Source organism: Sphaerospermopsis aphanizomenoides BCCUSP55 (genome assembly GCF_001586785.1).
Taxonomy (GTDB): domain Bacteria; phylum Cyanobacteriota; class Cyanobacteriia; order Cyanobacteriales; family Nostocaceae; genus Sphaerospermopsis_A; species Sphaerospermopsis_A aphanizomenoides_A.
On sequence record NZ_LUFH02000029.1, the window covers coordinates 1 to 21,326 of the forward strand.

General features: G+C 37.5%; 21 protein-coding genes. 9 read left to right on the forward strand and 12 right to left on the reverse strand.

Translation table 11 applies throughout. From position 1 onward, the window contains the following. Window positions 1–36 precede the first annotated feature (36 nt). A complete protein-coding gene (locus A0J48_RS09390) occupies window positions 37–534 on the reverse strand; it encodes a universal stress protein (RefSeq protein WP_200322471.1) in 498 nt (165 codons plus the stop codon). A 549-nt stretch (window positions 535–1,083) separates the two neighbouring features. On the opposite strand from A0J48_RS09390, the gene A0J48_RS09395 reads away from it, so the two are divergent. Next, window positions 1,084–4,665 (forward strand): response regulator, encoded by a 3,582-nt coding sequence (locus A0J48_RS09395; RefSeq protein WP_200322473.1) that lies wholly within the window; start codon window positions 1,084–1,086, stop codon window positions 4,663–4,665. Window positions 4,666–4,704: 39 nt separating this feature from the next. Continuing rightward, window positions 4,705–5,085 carry a response regulator gene (locus tag A0J48_RS09400; RefSeq protein ID WP_200322475.1) on the forward strand — a complete coding sequence of 127 codons (381 nt, stop codon included), beginning with the start codon at window positions 4,705–4,707 and terminating at the stop codon, window positions 5,083–5,085. A 231-nt stretch (window positions 5,086–5,316) separates the two neighbouring features. On the opposite strand, the gene A0J48_RS09405 is transcribed toward A0J48_RS09400, so the two are convergent. Together A0J48_RS09405 and A0J48_RS09410 are read right to left on the reverse strand one after the other, a co-directional pair. After that, complete coding sequence (locus tag A0J48_RS09405; RefSeq protein ID WP_200322477.1) at window positions 5,317–5,904, reverse strand: hypothetical protein; 588 nt, start codon at window positions 5,902–5,904, stop codon at window positions 5,317–5,319. A 155-nt stretch (window positions 5,905–6,059) separates the two neighbouring features. Continuing rightward, window positions 6,060–7,148 carry an aromatic ring-hydroxylating dioxygenase subunit alpha gene (locus tag A0J48_RS09410; protein WP_200322479.1) on the reverse strand — a complete coding sequence of 363 codons (1,089 nt, stop codon included), beginning with the start codon at window positions 7,146–7,148 and terminating at the stop codon, window positions 6,060–6,062. 326 nt (window positions 7,149–7,474) lie between these two features. On the opposite strand from A0J48_RS09410, the gene A0J48_RS09415 reads away from it, so the two are divergent. Both A0J48_RS09415 and A0J48_RS09420 read left to right on the forward strand, forming a co-directional pair. Then, entirely contained in the window at window positions 7,475–7,954 is a 480-nt protein-coding gene (locus tag A0J48_RS09415) for a YbjN domain-containing protein (protein ID WP_200322481.1), read from the forward strand. A gap of 103 nt (window positions 7,955–8,057) precedes the next feature. Then, the gene (locus tag A0J48_RS09420; RefSeq protein WP_200322561.1) at window positions 8,058–8,738 is read left to right on the forward strand and encodes a lipoate--protein ligase family protein; all 681 of its coding nucleotides are present in this window, start codon (window positions 8,058–8,060) and stop codon (window positions 8,736–8,738) included. On the opposite strand, the gene A0J48_RS09425 is transcribed toward A0J48_RS09420, so the two are convergent. Both A0J48_RS09425 and purH read right to left on the reverse strand, forming a co-directional pair. Next, window positions 8,719–9,318 (reverse strand): HD domain-containing protein, encoded by a 600-nt coding sequence (locus tag A0J48_RS09425; RefSeq protein WP_200322483.1) that lies wholly within the window; start codon window positions 9,316–9,318, stop codon window positions 8,719–8,721. The two genes, A0J48_RS09420 and A0J48_RS09425, sit on opposite strands and share 20 nt — an antisense overlap. Before the next feature lie 396 nt (window positions 9,319–9,714). Continuing rightward, window positions 9,715–11,250 (reverse strand): bifunctional phosphoribosylaminoimidazolecarboxamide formyltransferase/IMP cyclohydrolase, encoded by a 1,536-nt coding sequence (gene purH / locus A0J48_RS09430; protein WP_200322485.1) that lies wholly within the window; start codon window positions 11,248–11,250, stop codon window positions 9,715–9,717. Window positions 11,251–11,448: 198 nt separating this feature from the next. Between purH and A0J48_RS09435 the strand changes: the two genes are divergently transcribed. Then, complete coding sequence (locus tag A0J48_RS09435; RefSeq protein WP_200322487.1) at window positions 11,449–11,721, forward strand: AbrB/MazE/SpoVT family DNA-binding domain-containing protein; 273 nt, start codon at window positions 11,449–11,451, stop codon at window positions 11,719–11,721. A 31-nt stretch (window positions 11,722–11,752) separates the two neighbouring features. On the opposite strand, the gene A0J48_RS09440 is transcribed toward A0J48_RS09435, so the two are convergent. From A0J48_RS09440 to A0J48_RS09450, 4 genes are all read right to left on the reverse strand, one after another. Beyond that, window positions 11,753–12,205: a type II toxin-antitoxin system YhaV family toxin gene (locus tag A0J48_RS09440; protein ID WP_200322489.1), complete on the reverse strand. Its 453-nt coding sequence runs from the start codon at window positions 12,203–12,205 to the stop codon at window positions 11,753–11,755. Between the two features lie 58 nt (window positions 12,206–12,263). Further along, entirely contained in the window at window positions 12,264–12,584 is a 321-nt protein-coding gene (locus A0J48_RS09445) for an AbrB/MazE/SpoVT family DNA-binding domain-containing protein (RefSeq protein WP_200322491.1), read from the reverse strand. Between the two features lie 59 nt (window positions 12,585–12,643). Then, entirely contained in the window at window positions 12,644–12,808 is a 165-nt protein-coding gene (locus A0J48_RS27735) for a hypothetical protein (RefSeq protein WP_411841126.1), read from the reverse strand. Between the two features lie 435 nt (window positions 12,809–13,243). Beyond that, complete coding sequence (locus A0J48_RS09450; protein WP_200322493.1) at window positions 13,244–14,353, reverse strand: Gfo/Idh/MocA family protein; 1,110 nt, start codon at window positions 14,351–14,353, stop codon at window positions 13,244–13,246. 341 nt (window positions 14,354–14,694) lie between these two features. Between A0J48_RS09450 and A0J48_RS09455 the strand changes: the two genes are divergently transcribed. Together A0J48_RS09455 and A0J48_RS09460 are read left to right on the forward strand one after the other, a co-directional pair. Further along, window positions 14,695–15,885: an AAA family ATPase gene (locus A0J48_RS09455; protein WP_200322495.1), complete on the forward strand. Its 1,191-nt coding sequence runs from the start codon at window positions 14,695–14,697 to the stop codon at window positions 15,883–15,885. After that, window positions 15,882–16,457: a hypothetical protein gene (locus A0J48_RS09460; protein ID WP_200322497.1), complete on the forward strand. Its 576-nt coding sequence runs from the start codon at window positions 15,882–15,884 to the stop codon at window positions 16,455–16,457. The genes A0J48_RS09455 and A0J48_RS09460 overlap by 4 nt, the downstream gene beginning before the upstream one ends. Here A0J48_RS09460 and A0J48_RS09465 read toward each other — a convergent pair whose 3' ends face one another. Next, on the reverse strand, window positions 16,458–17,606 hold the full coding sequence (locus tag A0J48_RS09465) for a DUF1822 family protein (protein ID WP_200322499.1): 1,149 nt from the start codon (window positions 17,604–17,606) through the stop codon (window positions 16,458–16,460). It abuts the gene before it with no gap. 124 nt (window positions 17,607–17,730) lie between these two features. Beyond that, entirely contained in the window at window positions 17,731–18,903 is a 1,173-nt protein-coding gene (locus tag A0J48_RS09470; protein ID WP_200322501.1) for a sigma-70 family RNA polymerase sigma factor, read from the reverse strand. A gap of 83 nt (window positions 18,904–18,986) precedes the next feature. Here A0J48_RS09470 and A0J48_RS09475 point away from each other — a divergent pair, with 83 nt between their 5' ends. Both A0J48_RS09475 and A0J48_RS09480 read left to right on the forward strand, forming a co-directional pair. After that, entirely contained in the window at window positions 18,987–19,781 is a 795-nt protein-coding gene (locus A0J48_RS09475; protein WP_200322503.1) for a hypothetical protein, read from the forward strand. Window positions 19,782–19,843: 62 nt separating this feature from the next. Next, window positions 19,844–20,320 (forward strand): hypothetical protein, encoded by a 477-nt coding sequence (locus A0J48_RS09480; protein WP_200322505.1) that lies wholly within the window; start codon window positions 19,844–19,846, stop codon window positions 20,318–20,320. A gap of 87 nt (window positions 20,321–20,407) precedes the next feature. Here the strand turns inward: A0J48_RS09480 and A0J48_RS09485 are convergent, their stop codons facing one another. Beyond that, complete coding sequence (locus tag A0J48_RS09485; protein ID WP_200322507.1) at window positions 20,408–21,316, reverse strand: hypothetical protein; 909 nt, start codon at window positions 21,314–21,316, stop codon at window positions 20,408–20,410. Between the last annotated feature and the right edge of the window lie 10 nt (window positions 21,317–21,326).

Sequence of the window (21,326 nt, forward strand, 5' to 3'; positions counted from 1 at the left end):
CACCCCACACCCCACACCCCACACCCTGTTGTTGACTCAATCAGCTTTTACTTTTACAGGCAAATGTATAATATGCACAGAGCAAGGCGCGTGATGAAGCACATAGTTACTGACACTACCGATTAAGAATTCTGTGATTCCAGAAAGTCCCCGCCGCCCCATCATAATTAAGTCAGCATTCCATTCTCTAGCTAAGTTGCAAATAACACTACCTGGGCTACCGACTTTTTGGATAAACTGCGTATCAATATTGGCATTATTAGCTTGGGCGCTGAATTTTTGTAACATTTGCAAACCTTCGTTTTTATGAATTTCTAGTTTTTTTAGGTACAATTTCATACTTTCATCACCCCAGCCTGGATAGTAATCCGTATTAGGTAAAATCATGACATCAGGAATAGTGTCTTCCTCCGGTGATAAAACGTGAAGTAACATTAAGTTAGCAGATGTTAACTTTGCTAAAGATAAGGCTTGGTCAAAAACCGATTGATTCATTTCTGACCGATCTAATGCCACGAGAATGTTGTTAAACATAGAATACCTTTCTGTAGTCTCACCAATAGGGTGCGGAGTGCTGAATGAAAAGTAAAGGAGATAATTTTGTTGCTTGCATTGATAACAAGTGATAACTTCTCCTGGTCAGGATGTAAGACTGTGGGGTAGGAGATGTAGGAAAGATATGCCTGATGATGTTCTACAGATGCGGGAATCATCAGTAATTTGTCGGACTTGATATTACTCCCATAGCTGTGTTCTACAATCTCCTTATAAACCAAGAATTTGAGGAACTTGTGAGGATATATTTTTTATAGGACTTACGCACAGGTAGCTGAAAAATAAACCACACAGACCCTAATAACACTAAGGAAATAGGGTTTGCTGAGATATTTTGCTCAAGTCCTGTTTGATTACTGCTATACTACCCAGACTTTAAGTTTTTTTATTTTTTAAACTAAATTTAATACTTAGGATCTATCTTTAAGCCTATTCAATTTTTTACAAATTGATCATAAATTATTTTACTATAAAGTTATTTTACTGAGTATCCGATTTTTAAAACACTACATTAGGAAAGCATTTACAATGAAGATTTTAGTTGTTGAGGATGATGAGTTAAATGCTTATGCACTCACTACTGTGCTTTCAGATCAAAATTATGCTGTAGAAATAGCCAATGATGGGAATGCTGCTTGGGATTTAGTGGAAACTTACGATTATGATTTAATTTTATTAGATATCATGTTGCCGAAACTAGACGGTATTAGCTTATGCAAGAAAATCCGTTCTAGTGGTCGGTCAGTACCTATTTTATTATTAACAGGATGTGATAGCAGCCACGAAAAAGCGATTGGCTTGGATGCCGGTGCTGATGATTACGTAGTTAAGCCTTTTGAGCCAGAAGAACTGGTAGCGCGTGTACGAGCATTATTACGACGCGGTGGTGTAGCTTCACAACCTATATTGGAATGGGGAAATTTACGATTAGATCCTAGCAATTGTGAAGTCACTTATAATCAAAATTTACTCTCCCTGACACCAAAAGAGTATGCACTATTAGAACTATTTTTAAGAAATAATCGCCGTGTATTTAGCTGTGGGATGATTTTAGAGCATCTTTGGTCTTATGAAGACACACCAGGAGAAGAAGCCGTTCGTACCCATATTAAAGGTTTGCGAATGAAGCTGAGATCCGTGGGGGCTAACAATGATTTCATAGAAACAGTATATGGCATTGGTTATCGCCTCAAAGCTCAGGAAGAAGAGGGGGAACAAGCAACCAGCAGGGAGAGAGGAGGGGAAGTAGGGGAAGTAGATGAAGATGATACCAATTCAAAATCCCAGCGAATTCTGACAGCCATTGCAGATATTTGGCAACGATTTTATGGCCGGATAAATCAACAGGTAAGTATATTAGAGCAAGCCGCCTTAGTTTTAACTCCACAATTGCGTACCCAAGCAGTGGCAGAAGCTCACACCTTGGCGGGATCTTTAGGAACTTTTGGTTTAAAATTTGGTTCAGAGTTAGCTAGAAAAATTGAGAATTTACTGAAATCTAGTAAAACTTTAAGTGCAACTGAAACGACTAAACTGCAAACTTGGGTCAAGTTATTGCGTCAAGAAATTGAGGGTAAGAAGCAAGAAAATATCATTCCATCTACAAATACTCAGGAATTACCTTTAGTGATGATTGCTGATCAAGACTCAATTGGTGAGCAACGGTTAACAGATGCTGATGAAACTTTAGCAGCAGCGCAACTAGCAGACATCGCCAATGGTACTGTCACTAGTGCAGTGGCAACAGGACTACAAAACCAGGCAAATTATCAACAGTTAGTAGAACTTTTTCCAGAAGCAATTTTGGTAGAAACCCAAGGAAAGGTAGTCTTAGTTAATAGTGCAGCAGTCAAGCTGTTTGGTGCCCAGCAACCGACGAAATTATTAGGCAAACAATTACTTGATTTTGTATCAACAAATTCAAAAACAGGAGTTGAACAACAACTGCAAAATCTGAGAACAAATCAACAGTCAATTCCTTTACATGAAGAACAGTTTTTACGGCTGGATGGAACTGTTATTGATGTAGAAATTGTGGCTGCTGCTGTGACTTATCAAGGTAAACCCGCAGCGCAAATTGTAATTCGTGATATTACTCAAAGTAGGCAGACAGAGTTAGCTTTGTATCGAGCCAATGAAGAACTAGAATTAAGAGTAGCAGAACGCACAGCCGAATTAATTACTGTTAATCATCAGTTGCAAGCCCAACTGGATGAACGCCGACGTACACAGGAAGCTTTAAGAATTTCTCAAACTCGATTTGAAGGAATTTTGAGTATTGCTGATGATGCGATTATTTCTATTGATGGTAGTCAAAGGATTACTTTATTTAACCAAGGTGCAGAAAAAATTTTTGGTTACTCTGCTGATGAAGTCCTCGGTAAAGATTTGGATATGTTGTTACCCATGCGTTTTAGTGAACAACATCGTCATCATATAACTGATTTTGGTAAATCTCCTAGTCCGGCGCGAAGAATGGGAGAAAGACGCGAAATATTTGGTCGGCATAAAGATGGAACTGAATTTCCCGCCGAGGCTTCTATTTCTAAATTAGATATGGGCAATGAATGTGTTTACACTGTGATTTTGCGTGACATAACTGACCGCAAGCAAGTGGAAAAAATGAAAGATGAGTTTGTGTCTGTAGTCAGTCATGAACTGCGTACTCCCCTAACTTCAATTCATGGTTCTTTAGGGATGTTAGCTAGTGGTTTATTGCCAACAGATTCAGAACAAGGTAAACGTTTGCTGCAAATTGCTACTGATAGCACTGAGCGATTGGTGCGGTTAATTAATGATATTCTGGATATCGAAAGAATTGAATCGGGTAAGGTAAAAATGGAGCGAGAAACCTGTAATTTACAGGATTTAATTGCTTCTGCTGTAAATATTATGCAGCCTCTTGCTGATAAAGCCGGAGTAAATTTATCTATTTCTAGTGTGCCTGTACAACTATGGGCTGATCCAGACCGGATTGTGCAGACTATAACTAATTTGTTGAGTAATGCTATTAAATTCTCTACTGCTGAATCAACAGTTTGGCTAACAGCACAACAACAAAATGAACAAATTCTGTTAACAGTGAAAGATAGTGGTAGGGGAATACCAGTAGATAAATTAGAGAGTATTTTTGAGCGATTTCAACAGGTTGATTCTTCCGATTCTCGAAATCATGAGGGTACTGGTTTAGGTTTGGCAATTTGTAAGAGCATTGTCCAACAACACAGTGGTAAAATATGGGTGGAGAGTACCTTGGGGGTAGGAAGTAGTTTTTATTTTACGTTGCCGTTTTTAGCAATTAATTACAGTGATGATGTGGAAGATTATGGTGTAGATCAATCTATCACTGAACAATCCTATTCTCCGCTGGTTTTGGTTTGTGATGATGATGATTTAATTCGATTGGAGTTACAAAATTTATTAGAAAAGGGTGGATATAGAGTGATAACAGTAGGTACAGGAGAAGAAGCGATCGCTCAAGCAGTGACTACCCATCCAGATGTGATTGTCCTAGATTTATTGATGCCCAAGATGAATGGTTGGGAAACAATGGCCGTTTTAAAAGAACGGGAAGATACACAGAATATTCCCATTGTGATTTGTAGTGTTTATAAACCTAGTAAAAGTAGTTCTCCTAACGCTGAGTTTGTAGACTGGTTAAGCAAGCCAGTAGAGGAAATATCTCTATTACATTCTTTAAGTAAAGTTGTCAATGAACCTTCGAGAAAAGTCAAAATTTTAATTGTTGAAGATGATCATGATTTAGCAAATTTGTTAGCTACTTTATTTGAAAGACATGATATTGACACTTTTATCGCCAGAACCGGTCGAGAAGCTATTCATGTCAGTCAAAAAGTTAATCCTGATTTACTAATTCTGGATTTAATTTTGCCGGAAAGTGATGGTTTTACAGTCGTAGATTGGCTGAAGCAACATAATCAACTTTGCAGTATTCCTGTGGTTGTTTATTCTGCCAAGGATTTGGATGTATCGGAACGTCATAGGCTAAAATTAGGACATACAGAATTTTTGACCAAAGGAAGAGTTACTACTAGTGAATTTGAACAAAGAGTTATGTCTTTATTGAAAAAAATGACTCATAGAAATTAAAAATTAAAAAATAAAAATTAAAAATGAGAAGATAGAATCATGGAAAAAAAGCGCATTTTAGTAGTTGATAATGAACAAACTATTCAAGAAGTTGTCAAGGTTTGCTTGGAAACTGTTGCTGGTTGGGAAGTGCTAACTGCTAGTTCAGGAAAAGAAGGGATAATACAAGCAGAAAATGACCAACCCGATGCGATTTTACTAGATGTGATGATGCCAGATATGGATGGACTTGCTGCTTTTGAAAAATTACAAGCAAATCCAGCTACAAAACAGATTCCGGTGATTTTATTAACTGCAAAAATTCAAGCTACTGACCGTCGTCGCTATGCTCAATTAGGCATGAAAAGTGCGATCGCTAAACCTTTTGATCCTATTGCATTAGCTGGTCAAGTCGCATCTGCTTTAGGTTGGAGTTTGTAGAAGGTACAAGCAAATCTAAGTAAGTAGGCGTTAAAAATTGTCGGTATGGCAAAGCAGTAGGCAGGAGGGAAGAGGTTTTTAGCAATTTTACATTTTTGTACTTGCTTGGTTTTTTCGTGCCGACTTACTTATTAAATATTAAAAATTCAAAAACTTTTGCCTTGTACCTCCTTTCTATTCCCTGTTCCCTATTCCCTGCCCCCACAGATATGATAAAGGTTCAAACAGATATTACAGTGGTTTAGCATTATTTTTCAACTGATTCCAAGCGGAAACAACAGACTGTAATTTATTCGGCAGTCCATTTTGGGTAAGATCATTGTACTGAAATGTTCCTTCTTTACTAGTTAGGGTATAGGTAATGTAATCAGCAGCAGCACCATAACTTAGATAACTGAGGTTGTTGTATCTAGAGATGTTGTTTTTCTTCAACAACCTTTGAAACTGTTTTAGTTCTTGTGAAGAAACCCTGCGAACGCTACGTTCAGAATCATTAGCATCACCAATACGCACGCGGGTTAAAATTCCATCATTGAGTAGAACTGTTTGATAAATTGCCCCAGTTATACCACCACTGGAAATTTCCCGGAAGACTACACCTTTATCTAAAGGAGGTGGTAATTCGTTTTTAGGAATTGGTACAGGTTTAATTTTTGTGTTTTGTATGTTTCTTTGTTGGGCATTAACGGGATTTGCAGAAGCAGCAGAATTATTAATGAAAGTTAAACCGCCACTGATGGATAAAATGGCAGTTAACAGCAAAGAAACGGCAGTTTTTCTTTGATAAAGATTAGTTTTTAGGTTAGAGAAGTTTTTCATTTTCAGCAAATGAGAAATATTTGATGAGTATTGGATTTAGATCCCCAAATGTTTGAAAAATTGGGGATCTGATTATTTGAGTATCTTTTTGAGTTTGACGCAAAAGCTGGAGAAATTGTTGCCAAGTTATATTAGGTGATATCAAGTACGGTTAATTATTCCCTATTCCCTACCCTCAATTTCTCAACTTGAGTTTTCATCAGCTTCTGTACACTACCTAAAGCTCGATTTAACTCATAATTACGTATTTCCGGCTTCTGTAGATAAGCTTGTTGTTCTTCTTCAATCATTTTTACATCTTGGATTACCAAACCATCAAGTAATTTCTGGGCTGCACCAAATAAGCTATCTTTGATAAACCGCCTAAACCATAAAGGTAATTTGTGCAAGCGCCAAAAGGCATTTAATGAAGTAAAATGAATTAAATAGGCTTTGGTTTCTGTCTCATTGATAGGACATAATAAACAGTAAATTTTAAAATCCTGACCCAAGGTAGATACCCAATGGGGATAAACATAACTGACATCTAAGGGTTCAGGATGTAAACGTCGTAAAGCAGGGAAAAATAGTTGGGATATCGACCAAATTTTATCTATTTTGTAATAACTTTGGGCGGTATAATGGGCATGAACACTATTTTCATCTTCATCAATATTTTGCAGTGATGCTTCTGCCCAAGCTTGCAAATCTTGATGTAAATGTCCGTGATACATATCCATCAAGTTTTCAATTAAATAGGAATAATGGGCTTGAGTCTGAATAACGGCAACGGTGGCAATATAATTTAAATGTTCCCATTCTGGTAAACCCAATGGTTCTACAGATGGTTCTATATTTGAGGGAAATAACCAAATAAAACCGTCCTGTTCTTTGACTGGATAACGGCGAATTTTACAAGTTGGTAATTTTTGATTAGCTGCTAAATAGGGAACTACTGCACATTCACCTTCACCATTAAACTGCCATCCGTGATAAGCACATTCTAATTGGTTGTTGATAACTTGCCCGTGACTGAGTTTAACTTGACGATGGGGACAACGGTCTTCTAAAGCGTGAACTTTGCCATTACTATCTCTGTAGAGTGCGATCGCTTGTTTCCAAATCGTTACACCCAAAGGTTTATTTGTAACTTCACTACTGCGTGCAACTACATACCAATGATTCGGGTTAATACCTAATTCTCGCACACTTTTTTGTAAAACTGGCGAGATAGAAGAATTAGCTTCAGGTATTATTTGCTGCATAAAATCTTAAAACTTAGGTATATTAAAATATATGGTATAGGAATCATAAGTAGGTTGGCATTAAAAATTGTCATTATGGCAAGGCACAAGGCAAAAGGCAAGAGGCAAAAGGCAAAAGGCAAGAGGGAAAGGACTTTTAGCAAGTTTACATTTTGTTACATACCTCTGTTGTTTCACACCAACTTACTTATTTGATTTTTACGAAACTAGGTACACCTTTATTTTTTCTTTCCTTTTCCCTGTCACCTGTCACCTGTCACCTTTTCCCTATTTTCGATAAAGTAGTTGTAGATTAAAGCAGTAACTATATTGAGGAATAAATCTGTATGGCAACTTACCAAGAAACCCTAACTCCTGATGAATTAGTTGATGAAATTATTGCCGAAACATCAGTTCTTAACCATATAGAAGTCATCGAAAACGTTATTGGCACCCTGGAACAAGATAACAGCGCAATGGTTAACCACACACCAGGGGGTGCTTATCTGTGGAAGTTTAAATATGGTAGCGTGGAAGTATATGTACAACTCACTGGTTCTACCGATGAAGATACTATCACCGTTTGGTCTGCGGTGTTGAAGTTACCCGCCAAAGATGAACCCAAATTAACACGCCATCTGTTAGAGTTGAATTGTACGAGTACCTTTGAAGCCCGGTTTGGGATTATTGAAAATCAAGTTGTTGTTATTTCCACACGCACTTTAGCAGAGTTGTCACCAGGAGAAATTTCCCGCATCATTACTATTGTTGCCACCATTGCCGATGATAATGATGAAGCGTTGGTTGCTGAATTTGGTGCAGCATAGGTAATTTTAGATTTGGGATTTTAGATTTTAGATTTGGGATTTTGAATTGATAAAACAGGTTTGGCGACTAATTCCTTTTTTAACAGCTGCTGGTAATGTGCAAATGGCAGTTGATAGATGGTTACTGGAACAACACGAGTCAGGAAAGCATCCTCCCACTCTACGTTTTTATACTTGGTCGCCACCCGCTATTTCCCTGGGTTATCATCAAAAACAATACCCGGAATTTTGGACAAATTTAATTTGGCAAGGTAATAAACTTGATTTGGTGCGTCGTCCTAGTGGTGGTAGGGCAGTTTTACACCAAGGTGATTTAACTTACGCTGTAGTTACTTCTGGACTGCTGGGAAGTCGTTTACAGGTGTATGCAAAGATTTGTGAGTTTTTGATTCAAGGATGGCGATCGCTCGGCGTAGAGTTAAACTATGGTCAAGCTGGCCGGGGTTATATCCACAATCCCAACTGTTTTGGAACTGCGACAGGTGCAGATTTAATTTTAGCAGATGGTAGTAAATTAATTGGTAGCGCCCAACTGGCAAAAGGCAAGGCAATTTTACAACATGGTTCTATTTTACTAGATTCAGATGCAGATTTATTGAAGGAAGTATTTGGAAAAGATGCTTTTACTCCTCTTCAACTTCCGCAAAATATCCATCGAAAAACAGTAATAGAGGCTTTAATTGTTGCAGCTTGTGATTGTTTTAATATGCAGGTAGAAGTTCAACCACTTTCTGAAACTGAGTGGGAAGAAATTCTGACACAATTTAATTTGCAGAAGATTTGAGATATCCTGCTTTTATACAATCTTCAATTAACTGCAAAATAAACGGCCAAAGTGTTGGCGCACCTGTTTCTACTGGTGCTATCCTTTTCATGACTTGATTTTGTGTAATGCCATGAATTTTCCATGTTCCACCCTGAGTTTGCTGATTATGCAATAAAGGCTGGATTCTGTCTAGGGCAGCAGCAAATTTAGCGGTTGGAGTTTCGACTGCTTCAAACTCTTCCCAAAGTAAATGTAGTTCTTTTGCTTGTGCTTCTGGTAAAAGTCCAAATAACCTAGATGCTGCTTTTGTTTCTCGTTCTGCTTTGTTGTTATTACCCTGGACATCATAGCAAAAAGTATCACCTGCATCAATTTCCACTAAATCATGAATCAGCAACATTTTAATAGCGTGAAATATCTCAACTTCTGGAGGGGCATATTCTGCTAAAGTTAAAGCCATCATTGCTAAATGCCAAGAATGTTCTGCACTGTTTTCTCTTCTTGAAGCATCGGTAAGAAGAGTTTGTCGTAAAATTTTCTTCAATTGGTCAATTTCAATGATGAATTGAATTTGCTGATTTAATCTTTGGCTTTGCATATCTCATCTAATGCAAAAAGCGCCTGGGAGTGTTGCCGTGTTTCCACCCCAAACGCTTTTTGAACTTTGCTCCTCACACACAAATAAACTATATCACTGGTTCAATTAAATAGCAAGTGTTTTATTGGAAATTTTATATTAGTAAATTAAATATATTATTAGTAGCCACAATAAAAAACGCCTGGGAGTGTTGCCGTGTTTCCACCCCAAGCGTTTTTTATATTCAACATTGCTCCTCACACACAAGAGTAATATTATCAGTGCGAATTGAAAAAGTAGTATCTTGAGTGCCACTTTCACAACTGCACTAAGGTTAGGGTGATGGGGTGATGGGGTGATGTGGAGAATGACATATTACTTCTGGCCTATTCCCTCTTCACTGTCACCTGTCACCTCTTAGTGCAAGAAATGGCGAACCCCAGTCACAACCATCAATAAACCCAGTTCATTCGCAGCTTTGATAGAATCTTTATCCCGCAGACTTCCTCCTGGTTGGACAATGGCGGTAATTCCGGCTGCGGCTGCGGTTCTGACAGTATCATCAAAGGGGAAGAAACCATCACTAGCCAAAACTGCACCTTGCGCTTTTTCTCCCGCTTGTTCTACGGCTATTTTGGTCGAACCGACGCGGTTCATTTGTCCAGCACCTACGCCTAAAGTTGTCCGGTCTTTGCTGATGACAATCGCGTTAGATTTAACGTGCTTACAAACTTTCCAAGCAAACAACAACTCGGCTAACTCAGCAGGTGTCGGTTGACGTTCGGTGACAACTTGCCATTTACTGGTGTCAGCAATGATATCATCAGCAGTTTGTACTAAAAAACCACCTGCGATCGCTCTTACTGTTTCTTTCGGTCCAGTCAGCAAATCTGGTAAAATCAAAACTCTGACATTACCTTTCTTAGTTAAAATTTCCTTGGCTTCTTCATCGCAACCAGGTGCAACCACGCATTCTAAAAATGTCTTCGTTAATTCCGTTGCTGTTGCTGCATCAATAGTACGGTTTAAAGCCACAATCCCACCAAAAGCCGAGGTAGAATCAGCATTAAAGGCTTTTTGATAAGCGTCGAAAATGGTTTCTGCCTCAGCAGTTCCACAGGGATTAGTATGTTTAATAATTGTCGCTGCCGGACTTTCAGTAAATTCTGCAATAATGCGACGTGCAGCTTCCAAATCTACCAAATTATTATAACTGAGTTCCTTACCTTGCAGTTTCGTTGCTGCTGCCCAACCTGTGGGTTTAGTTCCTGTTTGATACCAAGCAGCGGGTTGATGGGGGTTTTCTCCATAGCGCAGAGGTTGAATTTGTGTCCCGGAAACAGTGTATGTTTCTGGTAGACCTTCGCTTTGTGTACCAGCCAAATAAGCAGCAATGGCGTTATCATAACTTGCTGTGTGCAGAAATCCCTTCAAGGCGCATTTTTGGCGAAATTCTAAAGAAGCTGACCCATTTGTGCGTAATTCTTGCAAATACTCATCATATTGAGCAGGATCACATAATACCGTCAAATGGGCAAAGTTTTTGGATGAAGCCCTTAACATTGCAGGGCCACCAATATCAATTTGTTCCACCGCATCGGCTAAAGTGACACCAGGTTTAGCAATGGTTTCTTCAAAAGGATACAGATTCACCACCACTAAGTCAATTGGACGAATTTGGTTATCTTCCAAATCCTTGATATCTTGCTCCACATCCCGCCGTGCTAAAATACCGCCATGAATACGGGGATGGAGAGTTTTCACCCGACCACCTAAAATTTCTGGTGAACCTGTATAATCAGAAACTTTTGTCACTGGAATTCCCGCATCCTTGAGGGTTTTGGCTGTTCCCCCACTGCTGATAATATCAAAGCCAAATTCTTCCACTAAGCTGCGGGCTAGGTCAATTATACCAGTTTTGTTAGATACACTCAGCAATGCCAGACGCGCCATAATTCCCCAGTTTCCTTTGGACGACAAAATTCTAAATAGATGATTATTGTACCTAATGGTTGGCAGGATGGAGAAAAAGGGTGTAGGGTGTGGGGAAAGAGAAGATAAAGAATTCTGAGTCAGAAAGGTAATACTATCAGCATTGGTTTAGAGTTTTGCTAAACTAATAAGATGTATAAAATAAGAGAATATCAAGTTATGACACTTGCTAATTCATCAATTCCTCAACACTATACACTTGACATTGAACCAGAAGGACGGTTAACTTTACCTGAAGAAATTAAACAAATTCTGAATTTAGAAGACGGCGATAGATTAATTTTAACACTTGAAGATAATGGCAAACTGCAATTAGTTAGTCTCAAACAACAAGTTAAAAAATTAAGAGGGTTATTAAAAGATAAATCCCCGGATAGAAATTTGGTAGATGAACTCATTCAGGAACGCAGACAGGAGCATTTTAATGAATAAATCCGTATTTGATTTAGAAAAATCCTTTTAGCTATTCAGAATTATCTAAATTAGATTCAACTATAAATTGATCAATACTTTCGAGAAATTCACCGTTTTCTACTTTTTTAGTAAACACTTGGTAGCAATCTTTTTTATCCCCTTCTTTGCGGGGAAATCCTAACCACAGAATAATAATTATTTTTGGTTCTTTAAATACTCTAAAAAATAATCTATACCTTTCTGGCAGTCCCATTTTTTTGAGACGACCATATTTTTGTAAAGGTTTTTGTAAAACAAAGTATGATGCTAAAGGATCTTGGGGAATTTTTTCCTTAATTCCGATATTCAACGCTTTTAATAATTTCGCATCTGGATGTTGTAGAAATTCCTCCTTGGGTAATTCATCTTTTAATTTTTTGACTTTTTCACGCAGTTCTAACCATTGGGTATTAAATAATGGATAAAAAAATATTTTCCAGCCATTACAAGTAAATTCAGCCATTAATTGCTAATTTGTATTGGTGAATAAAGAATATTTACCTTGTTCCTGATTTCTGAATCTAATCTAAGATTACATCAGCAACTAAATCATCTATTTCTTGACTTATTTCCTGAGTATACATAACTAATTGTTTAGGATTTTGAACAGCATCTTTGACGAGAAAATCTAAAAAGAGGCTTAACATTATCCCTTCATCTTCATCATGATTATTAACATTTTCCGGCTCTAATTTTACCAAAAATGTGTTATCTGATAATACTTCTATGTAACCTGAAGCATTTGCTAAATGGGGATGGTCTTTAAAAAAAGAACGAGGGAGACGAAACCCATCTTGATTACCAATTTTTGCCGGATTGATAGGATAAATTTTATCAGCCATAAGATAATTCTTGAGTGAAGACACCGCATTATTTTTAGGGGTGCTAATGTCATTATAACTTATGTTATAACATTTTTAATTCCAGGTAATTGGCAGTTTCCATCCCCTTGCGGGGAAGTGGTTTTGTAAAGCTTTTCTCTAATTCCTTGAAAAGGTGACTCTTCTTTTTTGTTTCCATCCCCTTGTGGGGAAGTGGTTTTGTAAAGACTTATTTTTATTGCCACAAGCAATCACGAAAATAAGTGTTTCCATCCCCTTGCGGGGAAGTGGTTTTGTAAAGCACCAAAGCATTAAAAATGTTGTGCTTTCCGGTTTCCATCCCCTTGCGGGGAAGTGGTTTTGTAAAGTCTGCTTCGCTTCCAAAGTGAAGGTAACATTGTTGCGTTTCCATCCCCTTGCGGGGAAGTGGGTTTGTAAAGAGTTCACTTCTGGAAACTTTGCGTAGTAAGGCTTTCAGACCCCCATTTCGACACCACTTTTTAAATTCTCAATAAAACCCAGAAAATTCTCAACAAGTAATGCCATTTAAAGGCTGAAACCTTTACGGTGCAAGCTATCGACACCAGTCAACGAAGTTATGCGGTTTTCAAGGTTCGGACGAGTGGTGTCGATAAATTTCAACGCACTTCATAAAAGGTATATTATCTCACCTAAAATTGTCAACACGGCGTAATATTTGTTAAAAATGAATCTAAACTTGGTACATCCACCCAGGTTCTTAACTCATTAGATTGATGAGATAAATCCATTAATAATTGAGAATACACACCCTCATACAAAGATGGTGTAGTTTCCTGCTTGGTTTCAATACCTTTTACCCATTGGTCTACCACACGCAGAAAAGCACAAATCCGACCATCATTATAATGTTGAGGAAAGAGTAAATGTTGAGGAATTTCTATTTCTTGTAAAGGTTGACCTGGTTGTGAACCCCAAACCCGGAAACCGTGAATATAATCTTTTTGGTTATAGCTTCCTAAAACTAATGTGCCTTTATCTCCATACACTTCTAGCCAATGTGGTCTGTCTGCATGAACCACTGCACTAATAGAAATTTGGCAAGGTGTACCATTTGTTAATTCCAAAGATACCAGACAATTATCATCTGTTTCTACTGCTTTTAATTTTCCTGTTTCTGGATTAATTCTTTCGGGAATAGCTGTAGTTAAATAGGCATTTAATCTGCGAACTGAACCGAATAACCAGTTAATATAATCAAAAGCATGAGAACCTAAAGAACCTAATGCACCACCACCTTGTTCTTGGCTAGAATACCAATTCCAAGGACGGGATGTATCCGCACGGGAAGAACCCAACCAATCAATTTTGATTAAGCGCAAATTACCAACATAGTTTGAGGAGAGAAGTTGAGAAAAAAATTGCCATGCGGGAACAAAGCGAAATTCAAAATCTACAGATGCAATTACATCTTGCTTTTTGGCTAAATGATATAGTTCTTTGGCTTCGGTTGCATTTAAGGTGATGGGTTTTTCTAGTAAGAGATGTTTACCAGCTTGCAGGACTTGTTTGGCCATTTCATAGTGTAAAAATGGCGGTGTGGAAATGCTGACTGCTTGCACTTGTGGTAAAGCGAGAATTTCTGTTAAGTTATCACTAGCGTGGGGGATATGATGAGTTGCGGCTATGGTTTTAGCTTTATTAATATCTCGATGATAAATAGCAACTATCTCGGTTTTGTGATGAACTTGAAATGCGGGAATATGTACTTTTTGACCAAATCCAGTACCGACAACTGCAACACCAATCATAGTTAGTTAAAAATTGAAGGGTTAAAACGGTAGTTTTTGGAATATTATAATTATACATTAAATTGTGAAAATACACTCAGAATTTTCAATGTGTATTTTAGGTATAATTATTACTAACACAGTTAACTATAAAGAGATGAACCACAAATACACTAAGAAAAGAGAATTTAAGAGAGATTTTTTCGTAAGCTTTGATTGTATGGTTACACCAATAAATAATATAATTAGGACTTACGCACAAGTTACGGATTAATGAACCACGAAGACACGAAGTACACGAAGGAAAGAGGGTTTGAGAGATATTTTGCGTAAGTCCTGATAATATTGGTATTGGGAAAATTATGATTACAAAACTGCGGCTGGAAAGATTTAAAAATTTTAAAGAGGCGGAACTACATCTTGGCGATTTAACTTTAATAGTGGGTACTAATGCTTCTGGTAAAAGTAATATTCGGGATGCTTTTCGCTTTTTACATGGTCTTGCTAGAGGATATAAGTTAGCTGAAATTTTTGGTGAAAAATGGGTTGAAGGTGGGGTTTTACAATGGCGGGGTATTCGTGGAGGAACAAGAGAAGTCACCTTTGTTGGTGAGGAAACTTTTGCATTAGAAGTTGAGTTGAATTTTTTGATGAATTCCGTTAAAAAAATAGTAGATTATGGAATAGAAGTTAATTCGGGTCATGATGTTAAAGTACCTGAATTCAAAAAGCAAAAATTTCTTATATTGGGAGAACCTCCCATCACAGAAAGAATTACTTTTTCTATTCGTCGTTCTCTGCTTCACCAAAATGCAGAAATATTATCACCAAACTCTGAGGAATTAAAAGCAAGGATAGAAGCAGCAAAAGAAGTAATATCCTTTCTTAGTTCAATGCGATTCTTAGATTTAAATCCCGATGCTATGAGACAACCTTCTATCCCAGGACAAACTATTTTAGGTGATAGGGGTGAAAATCTTTCTTCAGTATTACAAGATATTTGCTTAAACCCAGAACGCAAACAAACTTTATTACAATGGATGCAAGAATTAACCCCGATGGATGTTGTAGATTTTGAATTTCCTACTGATTTTACTGGTAGGACATTACTAACTTTAGTGGAAAAAAATGGAACAAAAATCTCTGCTATTAGTGCATCTGATGGTACACTGCGTTTTTTAGCGATGATAGCAGCTTTACTAGGTTCAGAACCTGCAAAACTTTATTTTTTTGAAGAAATAGATAATGGTATTCACCCTACTCGCTTACATTTACTTTTGCAATTAATTGAACGCCAAGTTTCTCAAGGTAAAATTCAAGTTGTAGCTACTACTCATTCACCGCAATTACTCAGACTTTTAAGTCCACAATCATTAGAATATGCTTCTTTAACTTATCGTTTAGCTGATAGACCAGATGCTAAAATAAAACGTATTCTGGATATTCCAGAAGCAAAGCGAGTTATTCAAGAACAAGATTTAGCACGACTTCATGAATCTGGATGGTTGGAAGATGCTGTGGAATTTCTGGAAGATGAGGAAATAGTTGAATGAGAGTGCTTGTCATTCCAGAAGATTTCCGTAAAGACCAATATATGCTGCAACCGATTATTGCAGCAATGATGGAAGCTTTAGGAAAACCTAAAACTAAAGTTATAGTTTGCAAAGACCCATTATTAGGTGGTGTGAGTGAAGCACTAAAATGGGAGAATATCCAAAACATTATTAACAGATATAAAGGAATGGTTGACCTTTTTTTGCTGTGTGTAGATAGAGATGGAAAAGCAGGAAGAAAAAACCAACTTGATAAAATTGAGGAAGAAGCTAAAAATATTTTAACTGATGGTAAGTTATTGTTAGCGGAAAATGCTTGGCAAGAAATAGAGGTTTGGGTTTTAGCTGGACATGATTTAGCTTATAATTGGCAAGAAATTCGCCATGAAATTAATCCTAAAGAAGCTTACTTTATTCCTTTTGCTGCACAGCGAAATGTTTTAGATGCACCTGGTGAGGGAAGGAAAATTTTAGCAGAAGAAGCAGCGCGACGTTACAATAGAATTCGTCAGCTTTGTGAAGAAGATATTGGAAATTTAGAAAGTAGAATTAAATCATTTATTTCAACATAATTAAAACCGGAGAATTTCACGGTCATAATTTTCCGGTAAGGGTTCAATTTCCCAAACTATTCCTTCTCCTGGTTCTAATGCCACATCTATATATAATGATTCTACAGCAGTTGTGGCTACGGCTTCGTTGTCTGGAAAGGTTTGTAAATCTTCGGTGAGAAGTCGGAGTTTAAAACCTGCTGGAATGGTTAAACCAACTGTGAGATGACGTAGTTCAAAGCGCCATGTATCTTCTGTTTGGGATGTTATTAGTAATTCGTATAATTGTCCAGCTATTTGTAATTGACGAGACAGTGTTTGTTGCGGTTGGGTTTCTGTTACACTTCTAGCACCAGCAGCGGCGTTTTGTAAATTTAATTTTTCCCAACCAAAATTTTCAGCTATTTGGGAAACACCATGTTGTAACCATTGCAAAACTGACCATTGTTCTGGTATTCCTAAACGTTGTTGATATAAGTTTTGTCTCCACCCACCATGTTCAATTAATGCACCCCATAAGGTAAATGGAATGTCTGAACGGGGGTTGATAATTTCGGGATTTGCTAACCGAGTGATGAGGTTTTGCGCTTGGGTTTGTGGTAAAGGTGGTAATGAGGTTATAGTTTGGCGGGTGTTTTCTGTGGGACAAAGTTGTAATGTTAAAGTGAGGATGTTGATATCTGGGGTGATGTCATTTGCATCTAGAGAATAAGTGCGGTCGCTTGCATCATAATTACCTTTTGTTTTCAGTTGTTCATGAGTACAATAACCCCAAATCTTCACATAACCATCTTCTGGTTCTACTTGTACAGCTAAATAATAATCTCCCACCCAAGTTGGAATATCCACCCATTCTTGAGGTACTCGCAATTCACTTAAATCAATGGTATCTTGAGGAACTAAAATTAATTTTTTGGAGTCTATTATTACCGAAGTTCCATTTACAAATTCCCAAAAACTGGGTAATGTATTGGTAGATAGCCATACCTTGGCTTGTGGTGTTAAATCTTCTTGTAGCCATTGCAAAACTGTATTTAAGCAAAGTTCGTTAATATATGCTTGATAGCGAGAATAGGAGTTAGAAAAAGATTGACTACTCAGTCTGGCTTTTTGCTGCGTGGTATCGGGAATTTCTAAAATCAAGTCTGTAGAATTAGTAAAGGTTAGCATAGTTGGTGATTGGGGACTTGTTAAGAGTTTTTCACTAAAAGAATATGGATTAAATGAACCACGAAGAACGCGAAGAACGCGAAGGAAGAAGGAAGAAGGAAGAAGGAAGAAGGAAGAAGATATATTATGAATTACAGTAATAAGTCTGTAGCCACTCTTCCATGACTACACTCATTTTTTTGAGTAGGTCTGAGGTGATGGAAATATGCAGGGTGTCTCGACTCCAGTTAGCTAAGGATTTTAATAAATTTTCTTGGGCTTTTTTGAGTCTGCGGGATACGGTATATTGTTGCATTTCTAGTTGTTTGGCAATTTTGTCTTGGGTTAATCCTTGACGGTAATACAGTTGCAAAATTTGTTGTAATTGTGGTTCTATTTGGGATATTGCTGTAATTAAAACCTGATTTATGGCTTTTTGCTGGTCGTTTCGTGTTTGTTCTTCTTCTTGGGCGATAATTTCGTTAACTAATGATTCTTGCTGTAAGCCGGGAAGGTTATCTAACCATTCCAAAGAATTATCTCCAGCTTGGGGAGTGTTGAGAGAATTGAGGGTGGGATAAAGATATTTGCGGATAGCTTTTGCGGTATTTAACAGCCATTTTTCCATATTTTGGGGATTTACTGACTGACTGCTTTGAGAATTATAACTTTTAGCGATCGCATTCCAAGTTTCCACATCTGGTGGAGGAAGTTGACGAGATGTACCGGTGGGTGTGGGAACATAGAAAGTTTTGAAGCATTCCCAAGCAAGTGCATAAGCATTCACATCACTGGGAGATAAACCAGCGGTTGCTAACGACTCCAGCAATCGTTTTTTGGTGATTTTCCGCAATAAACCCCAATCTGTGCAGATATCAATTTCGTGACGTTGACGCAGAGTTTCCCGAATGGAATTACTAAAAATCGTAGTGGCGTAATTTTTCAGATTACTATGATTGGGGTTAAAGGCTTTGAGAATTTTCTCAACTTGGGAAATAGCAATTTGGAAGCAGTCTGAGAGTTGATATTGTGTACTAGCGAAACTCGCAACTGTTTTTTGCGATACCCAATAACAACTTTCCTGTAAATAGGCGGTGAGATGTTCCCTGGCTAAAGATTCTGTTTCCGTCACTTGCCAATATTTATACCAATAAAGCGCCCAAAAAGATTCTGACTCAGAATTTGCTTGGGGTGTGTGGTTGAGACAACTTTGCATACTACGCCGTAGTTTAGATTCTACCGCCCAGTTAGCAAAGCGATCGCCCGCAAACTGCACAAAAGTGGAAAAAATTTCAATGATGTTTTTTCGAGACTGCATAAAAATAATTTTTCTACCTATACAACCAGTGAAGGCGTTAATAAAGCTTTCATCAACCAACTTTACTACAAGGAAAGATAAGTATGTTTCGCCCAACCATGAAATCTTTAGTAATTGGTACTATCACTGCCCTAACTGCTACAACTAGCACCTTAGCCCAAGTACCAACATTGCACAACTTTCCAATAGTTCAAAAATCCAATTTTACTTGTGCGCCCCATCTTCGTACTTATATTGTTAAACCGTTAGATAATCGCCAAGGCTTTGGTATTCGCTGCGTTAAATTGAGTGAAGGTAAACCAGGTAATACTATTCCCAGATTAGCATGGTATGGTGAAGGTAATTGGGGTGGTGCAACATATCGCCATCTCGGACAAGCAATTTATAGAGGTTCTAACCTGGTTGGTTTTGCTTCCGATATTCATGGTAATGGCGAAGATATTAACAATAATTTTCCCGGAAATATCAAAATTAAAATCTTAAATTCATCAACAATTCATGTTACTGGTGCATGGAATGAAGAATGGCAATTAGTCCAATCTACCAACTACAAACCCTTACCCAGACCAACAACTTGTGGTGACTATTTAGATGAATATAAAGTTTCTGACCTGAATGGAAATCGTCAAGGTGAAGGGTTGCGTTGTGTTCTTCGTATCGGACCCAAAAACACAACTTGGTTTGGTAATGGTAACTGGGGAGGAACAACTTATTCCCACATTGGAACTCGTTCCTTTAATGGTTACGGTGCAGGTGATATTTGTGCTGCTGGTTTTGGTCCAATTTGCAACACCTTTGGTTATGGGTCTTTGAAACTAACTCCTGTAACTGGTGGGTTTGATGTTACAGGTGCATGGAGTGAAAAATGGAGGCAATAAATAAGAATCCAGAAAGATTTTAATTTGCTAATTCACAACATCAAAAAAAGACAGTAAATCAAATGTTGAAACAGTCTTTAAGTCTTGCTATTTCCAGTTTAGCTTTAGCTACAACCTTAGTTAGTCCTGCTATAGCTGCACCTGCTGATTTTATTGGTACTTGGGTAAACAAAGATAGTAATACTCGTGGTGTTACTCGCTTAGTAATTACCTCTGCTGGTGGTGATAAATTAAATATTCAAGTATTTGGTCAATGTCATCCACAAGATTGTGATTGGGGAACTGTTCCCTTAGTAACTTATGGTGTGAATGTCCAAGATGCAAATCATGGTTATGGAACAGCAAACTATAATAAAGGTTTTGCGAGTTCTCTATTAACTTTTAGTTACGGTAGCAGCCAAATTATGTTGCAAGGTTACACTCAATTTCTAGATAATAGTGGCCGTCAGAATTACTACTCCCGTGAATACTTTCAACAGCAAGCGAAAATAAAATTTCCTCCTAATATCCGCACTTTACCTAATATTAGAGATAGATAGTGATTAAGGAAGCAGGAGGACGAAGGCAGGAGGTAGAAGGTAATCCCCATAAATAAAATCCAAAATCCAAAATCCAAAATCCAAAATTTAATTATTAGGTACAGCTTTCAATCCTGTAGCTTTGAGAATTTCGGTTTCACCTTTTCTCACTATCAGGGTTGAATCAGCGTTTCCATCTTCTGTAATTGGTTGTTCTAAAATGTAGTTAAAATCGCCATTTGTCCAACCTGTTACACATCTACCATCCCGACAGGAAACTTTTCCCCCTGAGAGTTCAATACATTTACCTTTGGCATCACATCCTTTATAACTAATATCTCCTGTATTATTAACTCCTGTCCAAGAGTCATGATTACCTGTTGTAATTGTCCATTCACCATTACTGATAGTTTGGGTTTTATTATTTGCAGACGGAGTTTGTTCTTTCGCTATTTCTCCACTGACTATTTCATTTCCTACAATAACCGATGCTGATTTACTATTCTCAGGTTTAGATGATGTTTTCTCATCTACAACTTCCATTTTGGTAATGATAGATTCTTGGCGAGTTTTACCGCAGGGTTCAGCACTTTGACAATCATTGACTGATTCTATAGTATAAACAGCGCGTACTTTCTTATTTAAAAATTTGCTTTCTTCTGCACAAATTTCAAAACTTGCACCAACTTGGCTTTCTTTACCTTTTTCATCAACTAAGGTGACATAACAAAGTAAATCACCATTGACTAATTCTTTGACTGTGCCAATTTGGGGTTGTTTGGGTAATTTCTTGCGAGTCGTTTGATTTTTTTTTCTGGTGTTGCTAACAGTTTGGGAAGTAGATTCTGTTTGAACTGGAATTTCTGTTTTTCCTTCAGATTCTGGAGAAGTTTGTGGTTGAGATTGGGCGACAGTATTAGTTGATGTTTCTTGTGTTGTGCTATTTGGTGAATTACTACAACTGACAAGAGAGATGCAGGAAAGAATTAAGGAAATTGTAGGAATTAATTTTTGCATTAGCTTTTCA